Origin of the sequence: Helicobacter kayseriensis, from assembly GCF_021300655.1 — a bacterium.
GTDB lineage: Bacteria > Campylobacterota > Campylobacteria > Campylobacterales > Helicobacteraceae > Helicobacter_G > Helicobacter_G kayseriensis.
In genome coordinates, this window is the sequence record NZ_JAJTNB010000001.1 from 19,871 (window position 1) to 45,538 (window position 25,668).

The following is a 25,668-nucleotide window of genomic DNA, read 5'->3' on the forward strand; positions in this document are numbered from 1 at the left end:
AAGGGGGGAGATGAAAACTTATCAGGGACAGATTGCCTCTAAGGGCATCGCGATTGGAAGAATCTTTTTTGTGCAAGATGAGACTTATCAAGAGGAAGAAAAACGCCCTTTGATGCGATCCGCTCAGGATGAAATGGATGCTTTCTGGAAATCTCATCAAAAAGCTTTGCTGGAAATTAAGGATTTAAAACAAAAGGCTTTTGAGCAGGTAGGGGAAGAGCAAGCATTTATCTTTGAGGCACATCAAATGATGCTTGAGGATTTGGATTTCTTGGATTTTATTCAAGAAAAAATCAATCAAGGGGAGGGAGCCCTATTTGCAATTAGACAAGCTCAAGAATATTTTTCTTCTATTTTTTCTGCGATGGAAGATGAATATATGCAGGCTAGAAGTACTGATATTGTTGATATTTGCTCGCGTTTAGTGCGTATCTTGAGCGGAAGCCAAGAGTGTGAGATCCAAAATCCTAGTATTGTACTAGCAAGAGATCTGACGCCCAGCCAAACATTGCAGATGAAAAGAGAAAACTTATTGGGATTTGTAACTCTTGAGGGATCTTTGAACTCTCATACGGCTATTTTGGCTAAAACGATGGGAATCCCTGCATTGATAGGAATACAGGTCAAGGAGGAAATGCACCAAAAAACAGCTATTCTTGATGCTATGAGGGGGGAATTGATTGTTGATCCAACTCTTGAAGTTTTGCAAAAATGCGAAGAGCTTCTTGAAGCTCAAAAATCTCATAAGGAAAGCTTGCAGGCTTTGAGGGGTTGCCTGAGTGCAACGCAATCTGGACGAAAAATTATGCTTTATGCCAATGCGGGGAATCTAGAAGATATTGCTGATGCAAAAGAAAATGATGCTGAAGGGATTGGGCTTTTAAGGAGTGAGTTTTTGTATCTTCAAAAAGAGACCTTTCCAACAGAAGAAGAGCAATTTGAGTTTTATAAGTATGCGGTGATGATGATGCAAGATCAACGCGTTATTGTGCGAACTCTTGATATTGGCGCAGATAAGCAGATTGATTATTTTGAATTAGAACAAGAGGAAAATCCAGCCCTTGGATATCGTGGGATTAGGATTTGTTTAGATCAAAAAGAGATTTTTAAAACCCAGCTTCGTGCTCTTTTGCGTGCAAGTGCATACGGAAAACTAGCGCTTATGTTTCCAATGATTATCTCACTTTGGGAGATTTTAGAAGTTAAGCAAATTTTAAAAGAGGTGGGTGATGGTCTTGATGCAGAAGGTATTGCATGGGATAAAAATCTTGAAATTGGAGTTATGATCGAAACTCCAGCCTCTGTTTTGATTGCAGATGATTTGGCTAAAGAGGTTGATTTTTTTAGTATAGGAACAAATGATTTGACTCAATACACTCTTGCAATTGATCGACAAAATCCAAGATTGTCTCGCTTTAGTGATCCATATCACCCTGCAATATTAAAAATGATTCAGCAAACTATTCAAATTGGACATCAATATGGGTGTTGGGTTGGAATTTGTGGTGAGTTAGCGCAAGAGGAAAGAGCTATTAAGTTTTTGATCGAAAGTGGAATTGATGAGCTTTCTATTTCCCCGCATGCTATTTTGTTTGCGCGTCAAATCATCACTCAATTGCCTTAGTTACTAAAATACACATAAAGATAAGAATCTTGATTTAAAAAGTAAGAAAAATTTTATTTTGCTTGTTTTTCCCTTACAATCTTTAAAGATTCAGAGAACACAGAATCTGACAAAGGAGGAAACATGCAAATAAAAGAGAGGGAGCGGATAGAAAAACGCTTAGAAGAATTGGAAAAAATGCCCTCATTTAAAGAGGAGCATTCTATTGCACAAATGCTTCAAGAAAAGGGGATATCAAGAAGGGATTTTATGAAGTGGGCTGGAGGAATTGCAACAATGTTGGCACTTTCCCCAGCTTATACACCATTGATTGCAAAAGCTGCAGAGCTTAGTGATCGACTTCCCGTGATTTGGTTAAATCTGGCTGAATGTACAGGTTGCAGTGAGAGCCTTACAAGAAGTGAATTTCCAAGCATTGATAGTTTGATTTTTGATTATATTTCTTTAGAGTATCACGAAACCTTGATGGCTCCTTCAGGATGGCAAGCCGAACTTTCGCTACAAAATGCTATGGAAAAATACAAGGGTCGCTATATTTTAATGGTGGAGGGAGGGGTGCCTTTTGGAGATGAAGGAAGATTTTTAACTATCGGAGCACATGCACAAACTGGAAAGGAATTGGCAAAAGATGCAATTTCAAAAAGTGCTGCCGTGTTTGCAATTGGAACTTGTTCTAGCTTTGGGGGAGTGCAAGCAGCTTATCCTAACCCAACTAATGCAAAACCATTGAGTTCTGTTTCAAATCGAAGCATTATCAATGTCCCAGGATGTCCTCCTAGCGAGCGAAATATTGTGGGGACGCTCATGTATTATGTTTTATTTGGAAATTTACCTGCACTTGATGCTTATAGTCGTCCAACTTGGGCGTATGGGACAAGGATTCATGATCTTTGTGAAAGAAGAGGACGATTTGATGCTGGCGAGTTTGTGGAAAACTTTGGAGATGAGGGAGCAAAAAAGGGATATTGTCTTTACAAGGTAGGATGCAAAGGACCATATACATTCAATAATTGCTCTGTGAGCAAATTTAATAGTGGCGTTTCTTGGCCAATTCAAGCTGGACATGGTTGTATTGGTTGTAGCGAGCCTAACTTTTGGGATACGATGGCTCCATATGAGAAACCTCTTGCTGATAGAAGTTTTCAAAGTGTGTTTGGTGGAATGGGAGCTGATTGGACTGCAGATAAGGTAGGGCTTGCAGTTTTGACAGCGACAGCTATTGGGATTGCTGCTCATGCAACAATTATGAAAATCAAAGAGTCTAAAGGAGAGTAAAAATGGCAAATAAGAGAATCGTAATCGACCCTATTACAAGAATTGAGGGGCACTTGAGAATTGAAGTAGAAGTAGATGAAAATAATGTCATTACAAATGCTTTTTCCTCCTCTACTCTTTGGAGGGGTCTAGAGGTTATTGTCAAAGGAAGGGATCCTAAAGATGTGGGTCTTATTGTGCAAAGAATTTGTGGAGTATGTACTTCATCGCATTATCGTGCAGGAATTGAAGCTGTAGAAGATGCTATTAAGGTCAATCTTCCCTTGAATGCAAAGTATGTGAGATCCATGATCGCTCAAGCATTATTTTTGCATGACCATATTGTGCATTTTTATCTTTTGCATGGACTTGATTGGGTGGATGTGATTTCTGCACTTAAAGCTGATCCTAAAAAAGCCGAACAAGAGTCTTTTAAGTATTGTAAAACTCCTTATGCTACGGGAGAGGCAGAATTAAAAGCAGTGCAAGAAAAAGTTCAGAAAATGGTTGATGGTGGGCAATTAGGGATTTTTGCTAATGGATATTGGGGAAATAAAACTTATAAACTTTCTCCAGAGCAAAACCTAATCGCTCTTTCCCATTATTTGAGAGCGATTGAAGTTCAAAGAGATGCTGCAAAGCTTATGGCTATTTTGGGAGGAAAGCAACCTCATCCTCAAAGTTTTGTTGTTGGTGGGGTGACTTGTGTGAGGGATTTGCTCGATCCAAGTAGGTTAGCAGAGTGGAAAACGCGCTTTGAAAATGTAAAGGCTTTTGTGGATTGTGCATATTATCCTGATGTTTTAATGGCTGGGAAAATGTACGCCAATGAACCTAGTGTTGTTCAAGAGGTCAGTGTCCCAAACTTTATGTCAGGAGATGGAATTGCTCTTAATGCACAAGAAAATCTTTTCAATGCCGGCTATATCCTCAATAAAGATCTATCTCAAGCATTTAAAATTGATGAAAATCTGATTATGGAAGAATGCACACATTCGTGGTATCAGGAAAACAAGCCCTTGCATCCTTACGATGGAGAGACTGAGCCAAACTACACTGGATTTGTAGAAAAGATGACAATTGATGGCGAGGGGAAAAATGTCGCAATTCCTGCGATTAATGAAAAAGGTAAATATAGTTGGATCAAATCTCCCCGTTATGATTCCAAGCCTTTTGAGGTGGGACCACTTGCTTGTATGCTTGTGGGTTATGCTCAAGGAAATGAGAGAATCAAAAGAGTTGTTGATGAGTTCTTGCAAGCCTCAGGGCTTCCGGTAAAGGCACTCTTTACAACTCTTGGAAGAACCGCTGGTCGTATGCTCCAAACAAAGTTGATCGTAGATTATGGGATGGAGACATTTAATGCCCTTATTGAAAATCTTAAAAATGATGAGAGCACTTATACTCCATGTCCAATTGATGAGAAAAAAGAATATAGGGGTCGATATATTGGAGAAGTTCCAAGAGGGATGCTCAGCCATTGGATTAGGATCAAGGATGGTAAAGTTGAAAATTATCAATGCGTCGTTCCTTCGACATGGAATGCTGGTCCAGAAGATTCTCAAGGAAAAAAGGGGCCTTATGAGGCAAATCTAATCGGAATGAAAATCGAAGATATCACAAAGCCTCTTGAAATTATTCGTGAGATTCATAGTTATGATCCTTGCATTGCTTGTGCTGTTCATGTTATGGATACAAAAGGCAATAAACTTGGCGAATATAAGATTGATCCAAAATATCTTGGTTAGGAGGTGTTGGATGCATCATTATGAACCAAGTCTATCTTTTTGGGTAACACATTGGGCAAGATTTATTTGTATGGTTGTTTTGGTTGTGACGGGTTTTTATATCGCACAGCCTTTCATCATGCCTGATGCAGATTTGAGTGCTCCTGTGAATTTTTTACAAGCCAAACTAAGATTTTGGCATATTGCATTTGGAATGCTGCTTTTTAGTGCGACATTAATCAAAACCTATTTATTCTTTTTCTCAAAAAGCTCTAGTATCGAAAGAATGTCTTTTTCGAATGTTTGGAGTTTGAAACAGTGGGTTTCAAGAATTTGGTTTTATCTATCTTTAAATGGAAAGTTGAAAGATTATGGGCTTTATAATCCTTTGCAATTTGTCACTTATCTGGGAATTTATATTGCACTCTATGGGATTATCTTTACAGGATTGATTCTTGCAGTTCATCTTTATCATAATGGAATGCTAGGCTTCTTATATCCTCTTTTGAGACCATTTGAGGCTTTATTGGGAGGGATTTCCAATGTGCGATGGATTCACCATCTTTTGACTTGGGTTTTCTTGATCTTTTTACCTATCCATATTTATATGGCTTCTTTTAAGCACTTGTATAAAAAAAGCTATACAAAGGCCCATGCTTGAAGATTTTAATTTTAGGGATTGGAAACATTCTGTTTGGAGATGAGGGGGTTGGGGCACACTTTGCTCATTATATTGATGAAAAATATCAATTTCTAAGCAAACATCAGATTGTCATTATTGATGGGGGAACTTTAGCCCATCAATTGATTCCTCTTATTGTGGAGTTTGATCGAGTAATTTTGATTGATTGTATTGAAAATGAAGGAGGGGATTATGGGGATGTGTTTTTCTTTGATTATGCGGATATGCCAATGACGATTAGTTGGCAGGGTAGTGCTCACGAAGTTGAGACCTTGCAAACTTTGGAAATGATGAGAACACAAGGCGATATACCATCAATTAAGATTATGGGCGTTATTCCTAAACGTATTGGAAGCGATCCTACCTTTGCTCTTTCTGATGAAGTGGTTGGAGCTGTAGCACTTATGGAAGAGATTCTGTGTAGATATCTTTTAGAAATTGATCCAGAGTGTCAGATTTTAAGCGATTCAAAAGTTGAGATTAGGGCTATTTCTCAAATCTCTTTTAAGAGGGATATGAAGCAAAATGATTTTTGAGCTCAAATTTTCTCTTTGGGGAGGTTTTCATTCTAAACTTGCATTTTTGTTAAATCAGATTCTTAAAAAAGAAATAATGAAGTATGCTCTTTTTGAACAAGATGATGTGCTGCATCTTTGGATAGATTGCGAAGGTGTTGCATCTGCTGAACTTGAACAATTGGTGCAAAAACTTTCTTGCTTGATACCCCAAAGTCTTTTTGTAACAGATATTGATTCAAAAATTCTTGAAGGACCTAGCCTGCCTATAAAAAAAGAATTTGAACCATTTTTAACTTTTTCTTATTGTCCTTCATGTTTAAAGACTTCTGAGGGGGAAATATGTGAAGTTTGTCAAAAAAAAATCCCACCCCTAACAAAAGATATCAAAGAGATTGCATCTCTTTTGCTTGAGGGGTCTAATGTAGAGGTCATTACAGAGAGTGGAAGTCATATTCTCTCTGTGCAACCTAGCCCACGCTTATTTTGCATAGAGCTGGATCATATACTTACAAAATGCAATTTGACATCAAAAGAATTAGAGGCTCTAATGAGCTATGAAAAACCGATTGTCAAAACAAGAGCAAGTCAAGATTTTGCATCGCAGGTTCAAGCCTTTGATCTCTATGTATCTCTTGCTCATGATTTGCAACTTCTTAAACTTTTTTGGACACTCAAAAATCATGGAATCCAGTTTCTTTATGGTGCACAAAACGCTTCTTTTCGTTTTGAGTTAGCTCCTGTTGTACAGACTCCTCTAAAAATACTAGTTTTGGAGAATGACCATCGTGTGATGATTTTAAAGAACCCTTCTCCTTCTAGGGCATTGAAAGAAAAGTTTGTGCAATATTCAAAAAGAGATAAAGCTTTTTTATCTTCCATTTTGGAAGAAAATCAAATTCAAAATCAAAACATTTTAAATTTCTATTTTTCTTCAAAGGGAGAAGATCGAATCTGTCTTTATAATACTCAAACTCAGTGGTTTAATGAAGTGATGTCATTTGATCTTCCAAAAGATTTGTGGACACTTTTTGATTGGATAGCGCAAGATGGAGAAAGTGGAGAAAAATTGATGGAAAATTATCGGCATATTTTTCCCAATCTATGCCAATCTAATGTCTCCTTTAAGGGATTTCCACAAGGAATTATGGGGGTTTGGGAGATTGCAAGAAACGTGTTGGGGCTCAAGGAAAATCCCCTTGATCTTGCCAATCTTCATCTTACGCAAAGAGGGGTAGCGATTGATTATTCTTTTGTGCAAGATTCTCTTATTGGTCAGAAATTTCAACTTGTTAAGTGTATTCGTAGCGGAATGAGCTTTAAACTCGCTGGTGTAGAGGATGGGGTAATTGCTTTAGGATATATTGAAAGTTTCTCTCTTTTTCCTTCTAAACTTTACTTAAGCCTTCGTCAATTGATTGAAATTGAAGGGATTAGCTTAAGTGGAGATTTATTTTCTTCTAAAATGATAGGTGATTTTTTTTATAGAAATAACCGCCAAACTCCAATTTATCGGAATATAACTTTTCCGCTTTTGTATCCATGAAAGAAACTTTGATACTTTTTCTTCAAGGACGCATTCAGGGGATAGGATTTCGCCCACTTGTTAAAAATATCGCTATTTCTTTGGGACTTAGGGGATATGTGCAAAATAATGGAAAAGGTGTTGAAATCGTATTGCAGGGGGAGAAAAAACTTTATTTTCTCTCCACTCTTCAAAAAAAACTTCCTTCTATTGCATCGATTCAAACGATACAAACACGAATTGATTCCTGCAAAGAGATGAAAAACTTTGAAATTCTCTCTAGTCAGCTTGATTTAAATGTATCTATCCCGCCAATTCCAGATTTTGCTTTTTGCAAGCAGTGTCAAGATGAAATCTTAGATCAAGGCCATAGGCGTTATTTTTATCCGCTGATTAATTGCACGCAATGTGGTCCAAGATTTAGTGTCATACAGGCATTTCCCTATGATAGAGAAAGAACGAGTATGCAATCATTTGAAATGTGTCAGGAGTGTTTTGAAGAATATCAAGATGCACAGAGTCGATTTTTTCATGCTCAGCCCATATCATGTCCAAAATGTAGTCCTAAAATTTTTTGGATGGAAGAGGAGAGAAGAGATTATGTTCAGCTTTTTAGAGAGGTTGCAGAAAAAATTTTAAAAGGAGAGGTAGTTTGCATTCAATCAAATGGGGGATTTCATCTTATTTGTGATGCAACACAAGAGCAGGCAGTTATGAAGATAAGAGCGCTTAAATCTCGTCCCAAAAAGCCCCTAGCTTTGATGTGCAAAGATATCAGACAAGCTAGACAGTATGCCAAAATTTCAGCTCAAGAAGAAAAACTTTTAACTTCCAAAGAAGCTCCAATTGTTCTTTTAGAATCAAAAAAAACTCTCAAAAATGTCTCTAGGGATCGCTTGGGCATTATGCTTGCCTATACTCCGATCCATAGACTCTTATTTGAGTTTTTAGAGATGCCTTTGATAGCAACATCAGCTAATTTTAAGGGAAGTCCTATTGTATATCAAGCCAGAGAAGCATATCGATTGACTCCTTTTGTTCTTTGGCATCAAAGAGCGATTATCCAGCCTATTGAAGATAGTATTGTGCAGGTTGTTAGCACTCAAGATACAATAGTGATAAGAAATGCAAGGGGTTATGCACCCACAAGCTTTTCTCTCTCAGAAAAAGTGCCTTATCCAATGCTCGCAATGGGGGCAAATCAAAAATCTAGCTTTGCTTTTGCATTTGAAGATTTGATCGTTGTCTCTCCTTACATTGGAGATCTTAATCAGCTTGAGGTCTTTGAGCGTTTTAAACAGAGTATTTATAAAATGCAAGAAATGTATCAATTGGATTTTAAAGAAATAATTTGCGATCTGCATCCACAATATGAGAGCACAAAGTTGGCTTATGAAATGAGTTCAGCTCCCCTGCAGATCCAACACCATTATGCTCATGCGCTAAGTGTTTGTTTTGAACATCAATTGAGTTCTCGAGTTTTGAGCTTTTGTTTTGATGGGACGGGATATGGGGAGGATGGAGCAATTTGGGGAGGAGAGGTGATGCTTGTCGATCCTATTTCTTATGAGAGACTTTTGCATTTTAAATATTTCCCTCTTTTAGGAGGAGAAAGGGCGATCAAAGAGATTTGGAGGAACTTCTTTGCGCTTTTAGATAATGAGATTATGATGGAAAAAAAAGAAGAGTTTTTTATCCGACGAGGTAAAACTCTTCAAGAGATTCAAACACTAGATTTGATGAAACAAAGAAAAATCAATTCCCCCCAGACTTCAAGCGTTGGGAGGATTTTTGATGCGATTGCTTGGGTGTGTGGTTTGGAAGCGCAAGAATATGAGGGGGAGAGCGGAGAGTGGATTGAAAGTTTGTATTGTGAAGAGGTTAGTGAGTTTTATCCCTTTTGTGTTCAATCAGGTGAGATTTGTTTGGATTTTCAAAGCATCTTTGATGATGCGTATTGCAATCTTGATCCATCTATCATAGCTACAAAATTCCTCAATACCCTAGTTGAACTTATTGTGCAAATTGCCCAAAAGGATTCTTATGAAGTGGTGCTTTGTGGAGGAGTATTTTGCAACAGAATCTTGAGTGCAAAAGTCTTAAAAAGGATGAGAGAAAATCATCAAAAATGCTATATTGGGGAGAAGATCCCTCCAAATGACAATGGAATTGCCATCGGCCAACTTTATTTTTTATTACAAAGGAGACGCAATGCAGGATAATCCACATCTAACAAAAAAGATTGAGCTTGTTGAGAAGGTTTTGAGTAAAAACGATAAAGAAGCAATAAGGGTGCGTGAGTTTTTTGATGCTCATGGAATTTTGGGGCTTAATTTTATGAGTTCCCCAGGAAGTGGGAAAACAACGATTTTAGAGCAACTTGCTTTAAAAAAATCATTTCGTTTTAATGTGATTGAGGGGGATTTGGAGACAGAAAATGATGCCAATAAATTGCGAAAAAGGGGGATTGAGGCAGTGCAGATTCAAACAGGGAGTGCTTGCCATCTTGATGCTTTTATGATCAGTGAAGCTATGCAAAAGCTTTCATTTGAGGAAATTGAAGTTTGTGTGATTGAGAATATTGGGAATCTCGTGTGTCCTGCAAGTTATGATGTAGGCACACATTACAATATTGTTCTTTTGTCTGTAACTGAGGGTGATGATAAGGTTGAAAAATACCCAGTGATGTTTAAAAATGCAGATTTGATTTTGGTGAGTAAATGTGATTTGATTGAGCATTTTGATTTTGATCCTGAGCTTGTCTTGCAACGCGCTAAAAAACTCAATCCACATGTTGAGATTTTACAAATCTCAAGCAAGAGCGGGGAGGGGATTGAGGCTTTAAGCTCTTGGATTTGCGCAAGAAGGAGGAAAAAATAATGTGTTTATCTATCCCATCTCAAGTTGTTTCAATTGATGAAAAAAATAACACTTGCATTGTAGATACAATGGGTACTCAAAGAGAAGCTAGCCTTGATATTTTTAAAGAAAAAATTGAGATTGGGGATTATGTTTTAATCCATATTGGATATGTGATGAATAAAATCTCAAAAGAACATGCACAAGAATCTTTAGAGCTCTATCAACAAATGGTTGAAGCAATTCAAAGGGAAGATGAAGATGCTTGAACTTAAACAGTTGTATCAAGGTTTTAGGGATCCTAAAAGTATTCTTGCATGGAGTGAGAAAATCAAGCAGGAGGCAAAGGATCTTAAATGCAAGATTCGAGTTATGGAGGTGTGTGGAGGACATACCCATAGCATTATGAAATATGGAATCAATCAGCTTATAGAAGAGGTGTTTGAATTTATCCATGGTCCTGGATGTCCTGTGTGCATCATGCCAAAAAACAGAATCAATCACGCTGTTTTGCTCGCCCAAGAAGAGAATGTGATTTTGGCAACTTTGGGGGACATGATCAGAATCCCAAGCTCTAAAGGTTCTCTCTCTGATGCAAGATCTAAGGGAGCAGATGTGAGATTTGTTTATTCTCCTCTTGATTTGCTGAAAATTGCCAAAGAAAATCCCAATAAAACCGTGATCTATTTTGCAATTGGCTTTGAGACGACAACACCAATGAGCGCGGCACTCCTTGAGCGGGTCGAGAGAGAGGGGATTAAAAATATTTTGTTTCATATCAATCATGTTTTGGTCCCTCCTCCAATGGAAGCGATTTTGCAAAATCAAGATGTGCATATTGATGCTTTTATTGCTCCTTCTCATGTGTCTGTAATTGCGGGTAGCAAGATTTATGAACCCTTTGTGAGCAAATATCGCATTCCCACAGTCGTAGCAGGTTTTGAGCCTGTTGATCTTTTGGAGGGGCTTTGGATGATTGTGCAACAAGTAAAGCATCGCGAAGCAAGGCTTGAAAATCAATACAAAAGATCAGTAAGTTTTGAGGGGAACTTGCTTGCTCAAGAAAAGATTGAGCATTATTTTGAATTGCGTGAAAGTTTTATGTGGCGTGGAATTGGAGAGATTCCTTATTCTGCCTTGCGTTTAAAGGAGAAATTTGCACAATATGATGCCGAGAGGGTTTATGACTTGCCTTATGAGGTAGTCAAAGAGCCAAAGGGGTGTATTTGCCCTCAAATTATTAGCGGTGTTGCAAAACCCCTTAGCTGTAAGCTTTTTGGGATAGTTTGCAAGCCTACTTCACCCATTGGAAGTTGCATGGTGAGCAGTGAGGGTGTTTGTAATGCTTATTTTAGATATGGAAATTTGCTTTAAGGAGAAGAGATGGAGAGGGTTACATTGGCTTGTGGCAATGGAGCAAGCGAAAATAATGCATTGATCCAGCGTGTATTTTTTAAACATTTTGAAAATCAGATTTTGATACAGGGCAATGATTCTGCGATTTTACCCTCCTTGTCAAAAATGGCTTTCAGTACAGATTCTTATACGATTTCCCCACTTTTTTTTGCTGGAGGAGATATTGGAAAATTGAGTATCTGTGGGACTTGTAATGATTTGACTATGATGGGGGCGCGTCCTAAATACTTGAGTGCTTCTTTTATTATTGAGGAGGGATTTGAATTAAAACAATTAGAAAAAATTGCTCAATCTATGGCTGAAGAATGCAGAAAGAATGGGGTTTTGATTGTGACTGGAGATACAAAAGTTGTGGGAAGAGGTCATGCTGATGGAATCTATATCAATACTGCAGGCATTGGAGAGGTTATTTATGAGGGATTAAATCCACAATCTCTTCAACATGGAGATGTGATTATTGTGTCAAACTCTATTGGGAAGCATGGAGCAAGTATTTTTTCTCAGCGAGAGGGGATTGATTTGGTGAGCCATTTATATTCTGATTGTGCTTCTCTTTTTCCACTTGTGCAGACTTTATTTCAATCAAATTTGACCTTAAGAGCATTAAGAGATGCGACAAGAGGTGGGTTAGCCGCAGTTTTGAATGAATGGGCGAGGTCATCTCAGACTTGTATTTGCATTGATGAAAAGCAAGTTCCTATTTCTGATGAAGTGCAGGGAATCTGTGAGTTTTTAGGACTAGAGGCATATGCCTTAGCCAATGAGGGGACTTTTGTGCTTGCGCTTCCCAAAAGTGATGCATTAAGGGCTCTTGAGATTTTGCATTCTCATCCTTTGGGAAAGGAGGCTCAAATCATTGGTGAGGTTGGTGGAGAATATAAGCAAAGAGTGATTTTGGATAGTGGATATGGCACAAGACGCTTTTTAGATATGCCTAGTGGAGAGATTTTGCCAAGGATATGTTAGATGCATGAATATTCTGTCGTTCAATCTTTTTTAGAACTTTGTGAGGGATATGTCAAAGAAAATCAATGCACAAAAGTGATGAGTGCAAAAATCAAAGCGGGACTTTTTAGCGGAATAGAACTTTCTCTCTTTCAGCGTGCCTTGGAGACTTTTAGAGAGGGGAGTGTGTTGGAAAATGCAGAGATTGAGTATGTGATACAAGCTCTAAAGATTTATTGCCTAGATTGTGAGATAGAGAGCGAGAATCAGACTTTGATCTGTCCTTTATGTCAAGGACAAAATGTTAAAGCTATCGATGGGGAAGAGTTTGTGCTATTGAGTCTTGAAATGGAATGATTAAATGATTTTCCAGTTGCAAGACATCCCCGCATTAAGTGGAATAATGCGATCTTGTTGGAGAGAAATTTCTAAAGGAATGCTTTGTGATTTCTTTTGCAGAGTAATAGTTTTTTCAGACTTAATATCAAGATTATAGTTTTTGATTGCATTATCACTAACAAAAGCTTGTAAATTTTCCAAAGCATTGTGTTTTTCAAAAAGTTCGCAGAGTTGCTCTAAAAGCATAGGTGCAGAAAAAATTCCTGCACTTCCTGAAGGAGATAATTTTTTGCTTTCTAGGTGGGGGGCACTATCAGATCCAAAGCTGATCTTAGGATGAGCTTGGAGGGCAAGAGAGAGGAGTGTATCTCGATCCTTTGGAGTTTTAAGGATAGGCTTACAAAATAAGTGAGGTTTCAATCCTCCTCCAAGCATATCATCTAAAGAGAGAGTTATGTGGTGCAAAGTAAGCGTAGCAAAGAGATTGGCGTGCTTTTCTAACACTTCAATACTGCGATGATCGCTGAGATGCTCGATGATGATTTTGAGTTTTGGAAAACTGCTTGCAAGCTCTTCGATGATGGGTAAAAATTCATACTCGCGATCTAGGCTATAGCCATTGCTTTCTGCGTGAATACTTAGAATCATCTCAAGTTTTTGTGCTTCTTCTAATAATTCCAATGTGTGTGGGTTTAAGATCTCGCTTACTCCATTTTGGGAATTAGTCGTTGCTCCCTTTGGGTAAAGCTTTAAAATTTTGAGTCCATGATGATGGGCTTTGTGTAGTTCTGCTTGAGTGAGGGTATCGGTTAGGTATAGAGCGATTAGTGGCAAAAAAGAAGGATTGAGTGTTTTGAGTGTATGTTGGTAATCCAATGCAAGCTGAGTGTTACTGATTGGAATGGAGAGATTGGGCATCACAACTCCCCCTATAAAACGCTCATAAGTGTAAGGAAACACAGCTTCTAAAATTTCTCCTTCTCGTAGATGCAAATGCATATCAAGAGGGTTTTTAATCGTAATGATATCTCCCATAAGATTCTCCAATCTTTTTAATTTCTAATCTTTATTAAACTAAAAAGTATTATTTTAAAGGAAAACAATCAATATTTCAATCACCTTAAAAAAGCATTATCTTTTTTTGTCTAGAATTTTAAATTTTGAGTTTATCTGGAATTAGGTGGTGAAATGGAGAATTTAGGGCTTCACAATATTGAACGCTCGGTTTTGGCAACAATTTTTTTTAATCCTGATACTTTTGAAGATGTCTCTTCTGTGTTGCAAACAAAGGATTTTCATGATCCTTTTTTGAAGATGATTTTTGAGGCAATGCAAAAACAGCATGAGGCACAAAAGCCTATTGATCCTGATCTGCTCCTCCCCCTCTTATCTCAAAATAAAATTTTCAATGAAGAAGAATTTCTTTCTATATTGGCTCTTGCACCATTGGTGAATCTTGAGTTTTATCTTCAAGAGATTAGAAATGCTTCTCTTAAGCGCTCTCTTTATGCGATGGCCAATAATATTGCTCAATCATCACAAGATCAAAATAAAGATGCTCAAGAAGTATTAGAAGAAGCGGAGAGAGAACTTTATGAGCTTTCTTCTCATGGAGAGTTGAAAGATTTTAGACAATCTGAAGAAATTGTCCAAAGCACTTTGAGTTTGATTCAAGATATCAAGGCAAGAGGAAATAATCTCTTAATCGGACTTAATACAGGTTTTGCTGAGCTTAATCGTATCACAACAGGTTTTAATCCTGGAGAGTTGATCATCATTGGGGCGCGTCCATCAATGGGGAAAACGACATTTGTGCTTAATATGGTGCAAAAGTTTCTTGTCTCAGGTAAGGGTGTAGCATTTTTTAGTCTTGAAATGCAGGCTGAGCATTTGATGTTAAGAATGCTTTCTTCTAGCACATCCATCCCGCTTCAGCGTCTAAGAGTGGGGGATTTGAGTTCAGAAGAGTGGAGTAATCTTAGTCAGACTTCAGATCATACTGCCAAACTTCCTTTGTATATTGATGATAACTCATTTGTTAGCATTACACAATTGCGAAGCAAAATGCGTAAGCTCAAAAGCAAGCAACCTGATCTTGGCGTGTGTATTGTGGATTATCTGCAACTTATGAGTGGAAGCAAAAAGGGAGGAGGGGAAGCAAAACGACAAGAAGAGATCAGTGAAATTTCAAGAGGATTAAAAATCCTTGCGCGTGAATTGGAAATCCCCATTATCGCACTTAGTCAGCTTAATCGAATGCTGGAAAGTCGTGATGATAAACGCCCGCAACTTTCTGATTTGAGAGAATCGGGTGCGATTGAGCAAGATGCGGATATTATTTTGTTTCTTTATCGCGATGATGTGTATCGCAAAAGAGAAGAAAAAGCCAAAGAAGAAAAAGCTAGGAAAGAAAATCAGGAATACAAGTCGCAATTTGTAGAAAGAGAAATTGAACCAGCTGAGATTATTGTCGCCAAAAATAGAAATGGTGAGGTAAAAACTGTTAAAATTCAGTTTAATAAGAAGTTTATCCGTTTTGAGGAGCCTTCTCTTGAAGAGGAAAGGGATTATAAAACGCGTTATGAGACTAGTCAAGAATATGTGGATATGAGTGCTCCTGATATGCCAGTTATCCAATAAGAGAGGGAATATTGATGAGAAGAAAAATTTTGATTTCTTGTATTGCATCAACACTTGTTTTGGGAGCAAATGCAGAGAAAGAATATCAGGTGGATTTTACGAGCAATTCTGGATCTTATAAAAAACCTGATTTTTCTTTAGGGTTGCAAAATGATAAAGATTATTTATGGAATCAAAGCGATGGGAGCTTTATTCTAAATAGCGTTTTTCCTTCGCCCAAAAAAGAAGTAGAGAAGGGATTGCTTCCCAATGTGACAGCTACCTTTAAATCTGATCAGAATAATTATGGAATCTTGACACTTAAAACTTTTTCTTTCACAAACGCCCCCACTGGAGCAAGTTCAATCAAAGCTCCGACCAAAGAAGATGCAGATCAAAAAAAGCTTGTCTCATCATTACTTAAAATTGACAATGATTCCTCTCAAGGCTTTCGAGAATTTGTTTTGGGTGGAGGGGGAAATATCAATATCTTAAGCGGTGCAAATTTGGCGATTGAAAATTTCACGCAAACCACCCTTCAAGGAACGATCAATGTTAATGCGGGAGGGATTTCTAAAGACACTGCTTCTTATGGTTATCTCAACTCTTCTTTAAAGATTGATTCGCAAAAAGATTATGCAACTCTTACGATGAAGGCTAGTCTTAATCTTGTGACAAACAATGGCAATGAACGCACGCAAGAGAGGCCAGAATCTCTTTTTGAAGCAAATCTTAAGGGCAATATTTCTTGGGAGGGATACACCTCTATTGCCAATCAAGCCAAAATGAATCTCACTGCAGGAAACTCTCTTAAAATTTCATCAACAATCAGCATTTCTCCTCAGGAAATGAAAAAAATCACACAAGATTCGTTAGGCAATCAAAGTGTTGCTCAAGAGGATCGTGTCAAGCAAACCAACCTTTCACTCAAAGCCCCAAAGATAGAATTAAGTGGAAGAATTGATGTGGGCTTAAATGCAAAATCTTTAGAAACAAGAGAGCGTGAAATTGATGGGATTAAAATCGTAGAAATCTCACAACTTCCCAGTGATATTGGATCGATTGCTGAAATTTCTGCAGATATTAAATACAAGCAATCTTCTTCTAGTTCTGGGACAAAACCTACGGGTTGGACAGAGGTAACAAAGGCTCAATTTATCCAAACAAGTGGCGGGCAGATCAATGTCGGGAAAAATTCCGAAGTCAAAATCACTGCAATCAACAATAAGCCCTCAGATTCTGCAAAGATTTTTGATGATGAAGATCCTTATGCGATCACGCTTTCAAATATCACAATCCAAGATCAAGAAAAGGGAAATAAAATCCTAAATCTTGATGTCCAAGCTCAGTTGAGGGAAACTCAGGAACCAAAAAAAGAAACGGTTGCATTGAGCGAAGGAGCAGGTAAGGTTTTATTGCAAGGGAAAATTAGTCTAGGAGAAAATGCCAATGCTAAGATTCAAGCCTATGATGGTATCGCACTGCATAAAGATTCAAGCTTCGCTCTTTCACAAGATTCTGTGCTTTGGCTCTCTGTAGGAGAGAGGAATATTTCTCTTGAAAATCAAGGAAAGATTGAAGCTACGGGCGGGGCTTTTGTTTTGGGTGAGACCTATAAAGGAACGACGCAAATGGAATCGAGCCTAAAAAATACAGGGACGATTTTGATTTCTAACTCGATGCGTCAGACTTCATCTAGCTCTTCTGAGCATCCTGTTTGGCCACCAGAGGATCAAGAAGAGACCAAGACACTTAATCCATCTGGACTTTTTCTGCTTGGACAAAAAAATACTTTAGATAATCAAGGAAGCCTGATTTTTGATGGCTTTGGAAATCTCACAACAATGACTTCTCTTCAAGATCAAACTTCAAGAAATCTAGAGATTTCAAATTCTTTAGGCAAAAAGGGAAGCATTGATGTGAGAGGATCAAGCAATACGATTGCATCAGGTGGCGATCTGATCATCTCTTCGCAAGATATTTCTATTCGCTCTAAAACTGTGGAAGAGGGGGAGGGCGATGATAAAAAGAATGTAACCTATGAGGGAGAATTGATTTTAAGATCAAATAGCCAAGATCCTGCAAGTAGGATTGTTTTGGGAAAAGAGAAGCCCGAATCGGGTAGAGATCGTGTAAGTGTAACAGGTGGGACACTTCGCATCGAAAGTCAGCATGCTGGGGTAGATTCTTATAATCTTAGATTGGTTGATACTACATTAGATCTTACAAAACTCTCTCGCTGGGAAAAAGATGGCGGGGTTATTGGAGGTGGAGGAACTTTTACCAATAAGAGAAACTTAGAACTTGGGGGAAATGTTTCAATCTTAGTTGCAAATGAACAAGGCGCTTTTGTCAATGGAGAATATCAAGGAAAAGTTGCAAATTTTGCATCAGATTTGCCGACAATGAAAGTTCGCGGTGAAAATGCGATTTATTATCCTGATGATGCAAGCAAAACACAGGGGACTTTCAGCTTTGATAATCATGCCAATCTCTTGCTTCAATCTAGTGTTGTGTTGAAGATTGGAGGAGATTTTAACAACAATGGTTCAGTCATTTTTGATGCAGATCAATTTGGTGTGGGGTCGATTAAGGCTAGTGGAAAAATTATTTTTGATATGACCAATCATCAAGGCAGTGAAAATACGGTTAATCCACTTATTGCTATAAAACATACAAATTTTTATTCACTTTCTTTAGATCGTGTTTATGTTTTGCTTGAGAGTCAAGATCAGATTCGATACCGTGTAGGAAATCTTATTATTGATCCTAGTGATGGTAGTGACTCTTCTCAGCGCCCTAGAGCCCAAGCAAAAGAAGGTGATGAGAGTACATTAACTTATGCCAAACAACAAGAATATCTGAAAACGGAGATTGAAAATTTTCTTAACGGAACAGGTGCTTATGAAGGAAATGAAAATAAGGTCGGAATTTTCCTTAATGGTGTTGCATATGTAGATACAACAAAAGTCGGTTTTTCTGTTGTAAGAAGCAGTGCAGTTTCTCAAATCCAAAGTAATAGCAGTCCAACTGGAGTTATTGATCAGTATCTTGACATTCTTGCAGGATCAGATGGGCAAATATCATCCAATAAGACCCAAGATATGATCCATGCTATTACTTCAAGTGATTCTAGAGCAATGGAAGTTCTTAATAATGCTTTGGAATCCAAGAATTCTTTGGAACTTGAAATTTTAAAAAATATGGGTTCATATGATACACCAAGCCTCATTCAAATGGCGGATTCGATCAAACAAGCAATGCAAGCAGTGGTTGATATTGAAAAACCCCTAATGGAAGATTTTCAAAAAATGCAAATTGTACGAGAGATTGCTGTGCAAAATCGAATGATGCGTTTTTCTAATCCTTATGTTGCTGAGATTGAGTTGGCAAGATATATCCAAAATTTGAGCAAAAATCGCTATGCGCAAGCTCAACAAGATATACAAAGTGATGTAGAAAACCCTGCTTTGCCTTCTTATACTCCTCAAGACATAGATCCTTTTTCATATAAGCATAATTTTTGGGCTTCAGCAATTTCTTCTACAACAAAAGAAAGTATCAACACTTCAGCGCTTTATGGGATGAGTGCAGGATATGAATATATGCCGATTGCCAATGTGTTGCTTGGAGTTTATATGGCTTATGGCTATTCTGACTTTAAGAGTTCTGCGCTTAAAAATAATGCCCACAATATTGATGTAAGTATTTATACACGCCTTTATTATGGAGGATCAGAGGTTGATCTGACATTGGGATATGTTCAATCAATCAATAGTGCATCAATTCAAAATAATCGCTCTTCACTTGAGCAAAAGTTAGATTTTAAGTCTAATGCATTTGATTTTAGCTTGAGATATGGATATATCTTCAAGATTCCAACAATCAAGGGTCTTTTTATTAAACCTCAAGGGACTTATAGTATCTATGGCGTAAATATTCCCACATTAAATGGTGTTGCAGATTCTCCGCTTGTTTATGAGGGGCAATTGAGGGGGGGAATGATCTTTAATCTTGGAGCTGAGATTAGACAATATGTGTCTGCTTATTCATTTCTTTATCTTCTTCCAAGCTTTGAATACAATCTGATGAATAAAAATGAAGGGGTTGTTTATTTTTCTGGTGCGACAAACAAACTCCAGTATTCTTCGCAAGGGCAGGCAAAAGGATTATTCTCTATTTATGCTGGAGGAGAAGGGTATATCAGTCCAGATTTTTCTATGAATCTCAGTGCTGGATATAAAGCTGGATTGGATAAAGAGGAGCACAATATCAGTATTAGTGCGGGATTTAAATATAAGTTTTAGGAGAGCTTAGATGTTTGATGAGCTATTTGAAGGAGATCCTATTTTAAAATGGAAGGAAATTATCTTTCATGCCAATCCTTCTGTTGTTGCAGATGAATTAGAAAGACTTTTGGAGGAAATTGCAAAAGCGGAATTAGAAAAAGAGGGAGAAGAGATCAATCTAGAAAATCTTAAACAGATGAAACAGGATTTAGCCATTCAATCTATGGGTAACATTCTTAGTCAAAATGAATAAATTTTTTTGCATTTTTTTGAGTGTTATTTTGTGTTGGGGGGAAGTTGATTGGAGTAGCGAGCAAGAGATTTCTCTCAAGCGCAACCAAGAACACAAAATGAAGCTCTTGGTAGGTGCAAATGATGTAAGAGAACTTGCCTTTCATTGGACGCTTTTTGTCGATGGGGGATTGGTTTTTTTGGCAAAATATGACTCTTTTAATCATCAAATGATTCTGTTTGATGATTATAAAAAAAATGCATTCAGAATCAATCTAAGCAAGGAAGGCAAAAGGGGGATTGTTTCACCCTATGTGACTGTATTTTTTGAGAAGTATGATGAGAAAACTCAAAGCGTAACTTTTAAAATTGCAGTTTATGGAGATGTTTTTGTGCAATAAAGGAAGAAATATGTCAGAGATCATAGAGGTGATGCAAAAACTCATCAAAGATTTCCAAAACCCCTTTTTAGAACAGATGTTTTCACAAATTTCACATGGAAAGATGTTGCGTAGTTCGATGGTTTTGGCTATTGCGGGAAAAAATCAGCAAAGCATAGAGCTTTGTGCCATTATTGAATTGATACAGCTTGCTTCTTTGTTGCACGATGATGTAATCGATGAAAGCATGATTCGTCGAGGGCAAAAATCAATAAATGCAAGTTATGGTAGCAAAAGTGCTGTTATGTTGGGAGATGCACTTTATGCAAAAGCTTTTTATCATCTGACTTTTTTTGATTCCTTGATTGCCCAAAGCCTCTCTAATGCCGTGTGCAGGCTTTCAAGTGGAGAAATCTATGATGTTTTTCTTGCTCAAAGCTTTAATCCTTCAAAAGAAAAATATTGCTTAATGATTGAAGAAAAAACCGCATCTTTAATTGCCTCTAGTGCAGAATGCGCTGCCATATTAGCTGGACTTGATGCAAAAGATTATTTTCATTATGGTAAATGCTTGGGGATTGCGTTTCAAATTATTGATGATATTTTGGATATTACTCAGCCTCAAGAAGTGCTTGGAAAACCTGCCATGAATGATTTCAAGGAGGGAAAAACAACACTTCCCTATCTTTTTTTGTTTGAAGCATTGGATCATGAGGGAAGAGAGAGGCTTCAAGGCTTGTGCGGAAAGGAATTAAATCAAGATGAGAAAAAATGGATAAAAGATCATTTGGAGAAATATTCCTGCATTGAAAAAAGTCAGCAGTTAGCTATAGGGATTGCTAAAGATTCTCTTGTAAAGATCAAAAATCCATATAATCCCGCATTGAAAGAGATGATTGATGCAATGATTCAGAGGAGCTTTTAATGTATTGTGTGATTAGTTTTTCTCATAAGCACCTTGATATTTCTATCAGAGAGCGCATCGCTTTTCCTCAAAGTGAATTAAAACAATTCTATACAAAACTTTTTTCTTCATTTTCATTTATTCAAGAGTGTATCTTATTGAGCACTTGCAATCGTTTTGAGCTATTGCTTGTTGTCAATTCTAAAGATGTTAAATCTATAGTTGAATGGATTGCTTCTTATCGAGATATTTCATTGTCGCAACTCCAATCAGGGGTGCAATTACTTTTTGAAGATGAGGCATTGGATCATATTTTCAGTGTTGCAAGTAGCTTGGATAGTTTGGTCTTGGGAGAAACGCAAATCACTGGACAGCTTAAAAATGCCTACAAGACTTCTTATGAGTTTGGATTTTGCAAAAAAGAACTTACAAGGGCGATGCATTTTGCTTTTAAATGCGCGGCCTTGATTCGTTCGCAAACACAGATCTCAAAAAGCCCCACCTCTGTCGCCTCTGTAGCAATTGCACATTTTTTAAATCTTAACCCACAAAAGAAAAAAGTTGTTGTTGTGGGAACAGGGGAGATTGGAATCTTGTGTGTTAAGTATCTTTTAAGCCATGGATTTGAAGTGCTTTTGCTGAGTAGGACTCTTGATCATGCCTGTGCAATCAAGCAAGAATTAAATGATGATCGCATCGATATTGCCTCTTTTGCAAATCTTACAGAAATCATCAATTCCCATCCTTATCTTTTTTGTGCCACGGGTGCGCCTCATGCAATCATCACAAAAGATATGATTAAAACCTGCTCTTTTCAGAGAATCTGGTTTGACTTGGCCCTGCCTAGAGATATTCAACCTCTAGAAGAAGAAAATATTGCATTATTTGTGATTGATGACTTGCAAGAGGTTGTGGTAGAAAATAAAAACAAAAGAGAAGAAGAGCTGCAAAAAGCAAGGGGAATGATTTGCCAACAAGTGAAGCTTTTTAGGCAATGGCTCGCAAGCCTTGATGTTGAGCCTTTGATTAAGGCCTTTAGAGAAAAAGCAAAGCAATGTTGCATTGATGAAGTATCAAGGGCGATCAAAAAAGGTTTTTTGGATTCTGCAGAAGAAGAGAAGGTGATGAGGATTATGCATAATGCCTTCAATAAATTTTTGCATCATCCAACGACCTATATCAAAACAATCAAGGAAAATCCCGAAAGCGATTTTATTGTCGAGAATATACAGAAACTTTTTGATTTGAGAGGAAAAGAGGTTTTTAATAATCCTTATAAATGCGAAAAACATCTCAAATACGATGAAGAAGGAAAATGATATGAAAATGAGTCAAAGCTTTATTTACACAATGAAAGAAACCCCGAAAGATGCTGAACTAAAGAGTCATCAATATCTTTTGCGTGGAGGATATATTCAGCAAGTAGGAGCGGGGATTTATAACCTTTTGCCTTTGGGGCATAGGGTGATTGAAAATATTAAAAATGTGATTCAAAAACATATGAATCAATCAGGGGCACAAGAGCTGACTTTGGGGTTTGTAACTCCTGCTTCATTTTGGCAAAAGTCTGGTCGGTATGAAAAGTATGGTAAAGAGCTTTTGAGATTTAAAGATAGAAAAGATCAAGATTTTGTTTTGGGCCCAACATATGAAGAGGGGATTGTGGAGTGCATCAAGGGGGTGATTAAAAGCTATAAGCAACTCCCTCTCAATCTTTATCAGATTCACTTAAAGTTCCGCGATGAAGTGCGTCCAAGATTTGGGTTGATCCGAGGAAGAGAATTTGTTATGAAAGATGCCTATAGCTTTCATTCTAGTGTAGAAGATCTTGATAGAGAGTTTGATTTGATGGAGCAGACTTATCGAAATATCTTTGATGAGCTTGGTATCCGTTATGCTGTTGTAGAGGCTGATAGTGGAGCAATTGGCGGAAGTGGAAGTAAGGAATTTATGCTTTTAAGTGAATGTGGAGAGGATACGCTGATTATTTGTCCTTCTTGTGGATATGCTAGCAATATTGAAGCAGGAGTGCGTCAAAATCGACAACTCCAAACACTTCAAGCAGAAGAAAAAAAGATTCACACCCCCTCCATGAAACAAATTGAAGTGCTTGCAAAAGAGCTTAAAATAGCTCCAGAAATGATTTTGAAATGTATCATCAAGGGGGTAAGGACGACACAGGGGAATAAGCAAGCTCTCTTTTTTATCTTGGGAGATGATCAACTTGAAGAAACCAAGGCATTGAACGCACTTATAAAGAAAGATGAGAGCGTTTTGGAGCTTTATGAGTTGAGCCAAGAGGAAATGCAAGGGTTTTCTCTTGGGTTTGTAGGACTTGGAGCAGGTGCGGATTATGTGTTTTATGATCTTGCATTGCAAAAAGGAGAGAAATATCTTACAGGAGCAAATGAGGTAGATTTTCATTGTATCAAGACATTTTTAGAGGGTGAGCAAGTGGATTTGGCACTTGTCAGAGAGGGTGATGGATGCAGGCATTGTGGGTGTGCGTTGCAATACCAAAGAGGAATAGAAATTGGCCATATTTTCAAGCTTGGGACCAAGTATTCTCAGCCTATGGGTGCGACATTTTTGGATCAGAATGGAAAGGCTCAACCCTTCATTATGGGATGCTATGGAATTGGTGTGTCAAGAATCCTTTCTGCTTTTATCGAGCAAAACCATGATGATAGAGGGATAATTTGGAATCGTGTTTTATCCCCATTTGAATCCGTGATTATTGTTTCAAATATGAAAGATGAGGCTCAAAAGGAAGCTGGGGAAAAACTCTATCAAAAAATGCTTTTAGAGGGAAAAAGGGTGCTTTTTGATGATCGCTCAGAGCGTTTTGGAGTGAAAATGAGTGATTTTGAGCTTTTGGGGATCCCTGAGGCTTTCTTGGTAGGGAAAGAGCTTGAGCACGGAAAGATCGAAAGGATCCAAAGATTAGACTTATCAAAACAAAGCATAATGATTGAAGAATTTTTAAGGAATTAAAATGAGATTTTTGCTTGTTTTTGGAATCTTGTTTTTTGTTGAACTTGGAGGGTTGATCGCTTTTAGTGAGAGTTTTGGTTTTTTGGCGTTGGTTGCAGAAATCATTTTGAGCGGAATTTTGGGTGTATTTTTGCTTTTGACGACATTTTCAGCAAGCAATGAGTCTATTGTGGAGTTTTTGAGAGGTGCAAGAGATCCTCAAGAAATCTTGGCTTCAAATTTGACAAAAGTTTTTGGAGCGATTTTGTTGATCCTTCCTGGAATCTTGAGTGATTGCTTGGGGCTTTTGCTCTGCTTTGGAATTTTGGATTCTGTTTTTGTCTCATTTTTGCAGAAGGTGAGATTCTCAAAAAGAAGTAGAACATATGACAGAGAAGAAGTGATTGATGTGGAAGTGGTTGAAACTCACGAAAGGATCGAAGATGAAAAAGATCATCATTGGAAGTAGGGGGAGCTTGTTGGCTCTTTGGCAAGCCAATCATATCGCTCAAAGATTGCGAGATGAATGTGATCTTGAAGTGGAAATCAAGATCGTCAAAACAAAGGGAGATAAGATCCTTGATACTCCTTTGGCAAAAATCGGAGGCAAGGGGCTTTTTACCAAAGAGCTTGAGGAATTACTTTTGAGTGGGGAGATCGATCTTGCTGTGCATAGCCTCAAAGATGTGCCTGTGGAGTTTCCAGAGGGATTGTCTTTGGTCGCTATTACTAGGCGGGCGGATGTGAGGGATTGCTTTGTCAGTGAGAAGTATCCAAATCTTGAAAAGCTTCCCTTGGGAGCAAGGGTTGGGACGACTTCGCTAAGACGGACGATGCAGATCAAGATGATTCGTCCAGATCTAGATACGCAAAGCTTGAGGGGAAATGTCCAAACGCGTCTTCAGAGACTAAAAGATGGAGATTTTGATGCGATTATTTTGGCACTTGCAGGAATCAAAAGGCTAGGGATTGAGGGGGAGCTAAAATATGCCAAGCCTTTGGAGATCCAAGAAATGATCCCAGCAATGGGGCAGGGGGCATTGGGGATTGAGTGCAGGAGTGATAGTGAATTTTGGGAGATTTTGAGTGGGCTTAATGATGAAGAAACGCGGATCTTTTGTGAAAGTGAGAGAGAGTTTGTGAGGTGTTTGGAGGGTGGATGTCAAGTGCCAATTGGGGTGCATGCAAGTCTAAATACACACCAAAAGCTTAGCCTCATAGCAAAAGTCGGCTTACCCGATGGGAGTGAGGTGCTGAGTGAAGAGATGGAAGGAGAGATTGAGAATCATTTGCAAATCGCGCAAAGTTTGGCTCAAAGGATGATTGATCGTGGAGCAAAAGAATTGCTCCAAAGAGCGGAAAAAATGGCTTTTATCTAAGGAGGAA

22 protein-coding genes are annotated in these 25,668 nt (G+C 37.9%); 21 read left to right on the forward strand and 1 reads right to left on the reverse strand.

The window, feature by feature from the left end:
* The first annotated feature begins 10 nt into the window (after window positions 1-10).
* From ptsP to LW137_RS00155, 12 genes are all read left to right on the forward strand, one after another.
* Window positions 11-1,624 carry a phosphoenolpyruvate--protein phosphotransferase gene (ptsP, locus tag LW137_RS00100; protein ID WP_233032397.1) on the forward strand — a complete coding sequence of 538 codons (1,614 nt, stop codon included), beginning with the start codon at window positions 11-13 and terminating at the stop codon, window positions 1,622-1,624.
* Window positions 1,625-1,747: 123 nt separating this feature from the next.
* Window positions 1,748-2,899, forward strand: coding sequence for a hydrogenase small subunit (locus LW137_RS00105; RefSeq protein ID WP_233032398.1), 1,152 nt, complete (start codon window positions 1,748-1,750; stop codon window positions 2,897-2,899).
* 2 nt (window positions 2,900-2,901) lie between these two features.
* Window positions 2,902-4,626, forward strand: coding sequence for a nickel-dependent hydrogenase large subunit (locus LW137_RS00110; protein WP_233032399.1), 1,725 nt, complete (start codon window positions 2,902-2,904; stop codon window positions 4,624-4,626).
* 10 nt (window positions 4,627-4,636) lie between these two features.
* On the forward strand, window positions 4,637-5,266 hold the full coding sequence (gene cybH / locus LW137_RS00115; RefSeq protein WP_233032400.1) for a Ni/Fe-hydrogenase, b-type cytochrome subunit: 630 nt from the start codon (window positions 4,637-4,639) through the stop codon (window positions 5,264-5,266).
* Complete coding sequence (locus LW137_RS00120) at window positions 5,263-5,823, forward strand: HyaD/HybD family hydrogenase maturation endopeptidase (protein WP_233032401.1); 561 nt, start codon at window positions 5,263-5,265, stop codon at window positions 5,821-5,823. Before cybH ends, LW137_RS00120 begins: the two co-directional genes overlap by 4 nt.
* Before the next feature lie 76 nt (window positions 5,824-5,899).
* Window positions 5,900-7,348 (forward strand): hypothetical protein, encoded by a 1,449-nt coding sequence (locus LW137_RS00125; RefSeq protein WP_233032402.1) that lies wholly within the window; start codon window positions 5,900-5,902, stop codon window positions 7,346-7,348.
* A complete protein-coding gene (gene hypF / locus LW137_RS00130) occupies window positions 7,345-9,549 on the forward strand; it encodes a carbamoyltransferase HypF (RefSeq protein WP_233032403.1) in 2,205 nt (734 codons plus the stop codon). Before LW137_RS00125 ends, hypF begins: the two co-directional genes overlap by 4 nt.
* Complete coding sequence (hypB, locus tag LW137_RS00135; protein WP_233032404.1) at window positions 9,539-10,207, forward strand: hydrogenase nickel incorporation protein HypB; 669 nt, start codon at window positions 9,539-9,541, stop codon at window positions 10,205-10,207. Before hypF ends, hypB begins: the two co-directional genes overlap by 11 nt.
* On the forward strand, window positions 10,207-10,455 hold the full coding sequence (locus tag LW137_RS00140; RefSeq protein WP_233032405.1) for a HypC/HybG/HupF family hydrogenase formation chaperone: 249 nt from the start codon (window positions 10,207-10,209) through the stop codon (window positions 10,453-10,455). The genes hypB and LW137_RS00140 overlap by 1 nt, the downstream gene beginning before the upstream one ends.
* Window positions 10,442-11,560 carry a hydrogenase formation protein HypD gene (gene hypD / locus LW137_RS00145; RefSeq protein ID WP_233032751.1) on the forward strand — a complete coding sequence of 373 codons (1,119 nt, stop codon included), beginning with the start codon at window positions 10,442-10,444 and terminating at the stop codon, window positions 11,558-11,560. Before LW137_RS00140 ends, hypD begins: the two co-directional genes overlap by 14 nt.
* Before the next feature lie 9 nt (window positions 11,561-11,569).
* Window positions 11,570-12,568 (forward strand): hydrogenase expression/formation protein HypE, encoded by a 999-nt coding sequence (gene hypE, locus LW137_RS00150; protein ID WP_233032406.1) that lies wholly within the window; start codon window positions 11,570-11,572, stop codon window positions 12,566-12,568.
* Window positions 12,569-12,904, forward strand: coding sequence for a hydrogenase maturation nickel metallochaperone HypA/HybF (locus LW137_RS00155; RefSeq protein WP_233032407.1), 336 nt, complete (start codon window positions 12,569-12,571; stop codon window positions 12,902-12,904).
* On the opposite strand, the gene pyrC is transcribed toward LW137_RS00155, so the two are convergent.
* Entirely contained in the window at window positions 12,905-13,921 is a 1,017-nt protein-coding gene (gene pyrC / locus LW137_RS00160) for a dihydroorotase (protein ID WP_283092212.1), read from the reverse strand.
* A 153-nt stretch (window positions 13,922-14,074) separates the two neighbouring features.
* Here pyrC and LW137_RS00165 point away from each other — a divergent pair, with 153 nt between their 5' ends.
* Genes LW137_RS00165 through hemC form a run of 9 tightly spaced genes read left to right on the forward strand, consistent with a single transcriptional unit; the run spans window position 14,075 to window position 25,661 of the window.
* Window positions 14,075-15,526: a replicative DNA helicase gene (locus LW137_RS00165; protein ID WP_233032408.1), complete on the forward strand. Its 1,452-nt coding sequence runs from the start codon at window positions 14,075-14,077 to the stop codon at window positions 15,524-15,526.
* Between the two features lie 14 nt (window positions 15,527-15,540).
* Complete coding sequence (locus LW137_RS00170; protein ID WP_233032409.1) at window positions 15,541-19,812, forward strand: autotransporter outer membrane beta-barrel domain-containing protein; 4,272 nt, start codon at window positions 15,541-15,543, stop codon at window positions 19,810-19,812.
* Between the two features lie 10 nt (window positions 19,813-19,822).
* The gene (locus tag LW137_RS00175) at window positions 19,823-20,047 is read left to right on the forward strand and encodes a DUF2018 family protein (protein WP_233032410.1); all 225 of its coding nucleotides are present in this window, start codon (window positions 19,823-19,825) and stop codon (window positions 20,045-20,047) included.
* A gap of 16 nt (window positions 20,048-20,063) precedes the next feature.
* Entirely contained in the window at window positions 20,064-20,426 is a 363-nt protein-coding gene (locus LW137_RS00180) for a hypothetical protein (RefSeq protein ID WP_233032411.1), read from the forward strand.
* Between the two features lie 10 nt (window positions 20,427-20,436).
* Complete coding sequence (locus LW137_RS00185; protein ID WP_233032412.1) at window positions 20,437-21,330, forward strand: polyprenyl synthetase family protein; 894 nt, start codon at window positions 20,437-20,439, stop codon at window positions 21,328-21,330.
* Complete coding sequence (hemA, locus tag LW137_RS00190) at window positions 21,330-22,628, forward strand: glutamyl-tRNA reductase (protein ID WP_233032413.1); 1,299 nt, start codon at window positions 21,330-21,332, stop codon at window positions 22,626-22,628. Before LW137_RS00185 ends, hemA begins: the two co-directional genes overlap by 1 nt.
* A gap of 1 nt (window position 22,629) precedes the next feature.
* A complete protein-coding gene (locus tag LW137_RS00195) occupies window positions 22,630-24,303 on the forward strand; it encodes a proline--tRNA ligase (protein WP_233032414.1) in 1,674 nt (557 codons plus the stop codon).
* Between the two features lies 1 nt (window position 24,304).
* The gene (locus LW137_RS00200; protein ID WP_233032415.1) at window positions 24,305-24,751 is read left to right on the forward strand and encodes an FxsA family protein; all 447 of its coding nucleotides are present in this window, start codon (window positions 24,305-24,307) and stop codon (window positions 24,749-24,751) included.
* Window positions 24,726-25,661 carry a hydroxymethylbilane synthase gene (gene hemC / locus LW137_RS00205; protein ID WP_233032416.1) on the forward strand — a complete coding sequence of 312 codons (936 nt, stop codon included), beginning with the start codon at window positions 24,726-24,728 and terminating at the stop codon, window positions 25,659-25,661. Before LW137_RS00200 ends, hemC begins: the two co-directional genes overlap by 26 nt.
* Window positions 25,662-25,668: the final 7 nt, after the last annotated feature.

Coding starts and splice junctions, on each gene's coding strand:
- ptsP (WP_233032397.1), top strand. CDS start 11: ATGAAAACTTATCAGGGACAGATTGCCTCTAAGGGCATCGCGATTGGA.
- LW137_RS00105 (WP_233032398.1), top strand. CDS start 1,748: ATGCAAATAAAAGAGAGGGAGCGGATAGAAAAACGCTTAGAAGAATTG.
- LW137_RS00110 (WP_233032399.1), top strand. CDS start 2,902: ATGGCAAATAAGAGAATCGTAATCGACCCTATTACAAGAATTGAGGGG.
- cybH (WP_233032400.1), top strand. CDS start 4,637: ATGCATCATTATGAACCAAGTCTATCTTTTTGGGTAACACATTGGGCA.
- LW137_RS00125 (WP_233032402.1), top strand. CDS start 5,900: ATGAAGTATGCTCTTTTTGAACAAGATGATGTGCTGCATCTTTGGATA.
- hypF (WP_233032403.1), top strand. CDS start 7,345: ATGAAAGAAACTTTGATACTTTTTCTTCAAGGACGCATTCAGGGGATA.
- hypB (WP_233032404.1), top strand. CDS start 9,539: ATGCAGGATAATCCACATCTAACAAAAAAGATTGAGCTTGTTGAGAAG.
- LW137_RS00140 (WP_233032405.1), top strand. CDS start 10,207: ATGTGTTTATCTATCCCATCTCAAGTTGTTTCAATTGATGAAAAAAAT.
- hypD (WP_233032751.1), top strand. CDS start 10,442: ATGAAGATGCTTGAACTTAAACAGTTGTATCAAGGTTTTAGGGATCCT.
- hypE (WP_233032406.1), top strand. CDS start 11,570: ATGGAGAGGGTTACATTGGCTTGTGGCAATGGAGCAAGCGAAAATAAT.
- LW137_RS00155 (WP_233032407.1), top strand. CDS start 12,569: ATGCATGAATATTCTGTCGTTCAATCTTTTTTAGAACTTTGTGAGGGA.
- pyrC (WP_283092212.1), bottom strand. CDS start 13,921: ATGGGAGATATCATTACGATTAAAAACCCTCTTGATATGCATTTGCAT.
- LW137_RS00165 (WP_233032408.1), top strand. CDS start 14,075: ATGGAGAATTTAGGGCTTCACAATATTGAACGCTCGGTTTTGGCAACA.
- LW137_RS00170 (WP_233032409.1), top strand. CDS start 15,541: ATGAGAAGAAAAATTTTGATTTCTTGTATTGCATCAACACTTGTTTTG.
- LW137_RS00175 (WP_233032410.1), top strand. CDS start 19,823: ATGTTTGATGAGCTATTTGAAGGAGATCCTATTTTAAAATGGAAGGAA.
- LW137_RS00185 (WP_233032412.1), top strand. CDS start 20,437: ATGTCAGAGATCATAGAGGTGATGCAAAAACTCATCAAAGATTTCCAA.
- hemA (WP_233032413.1), top strand. CDS start 21,330: ATGTATTGTGTGATTAGTTTTTCTCATAAGCACCTTGATATTTCTATC.
- LW137_RS00195 (WP_233032414.1), top strand. CDS start 22,630: ATGAAAATGAGTCAAAGCTTTATTTACACAATGAAAGAAACCCCGAAA.
- LW137_RS00200 (WP_233032415.1), top strand. CDS start 24,305: ATGAGATTTTTGCTTGTTTTTGGAATCTTGTTTTTTGTTGAACTTGGA.
- hemC (WP_233032416.1), top strand. CDS start 24,726: ATGAAAAAGATCATCATTGGAAGTAGGGGGAGCTTGTTGGCTCTTTGG.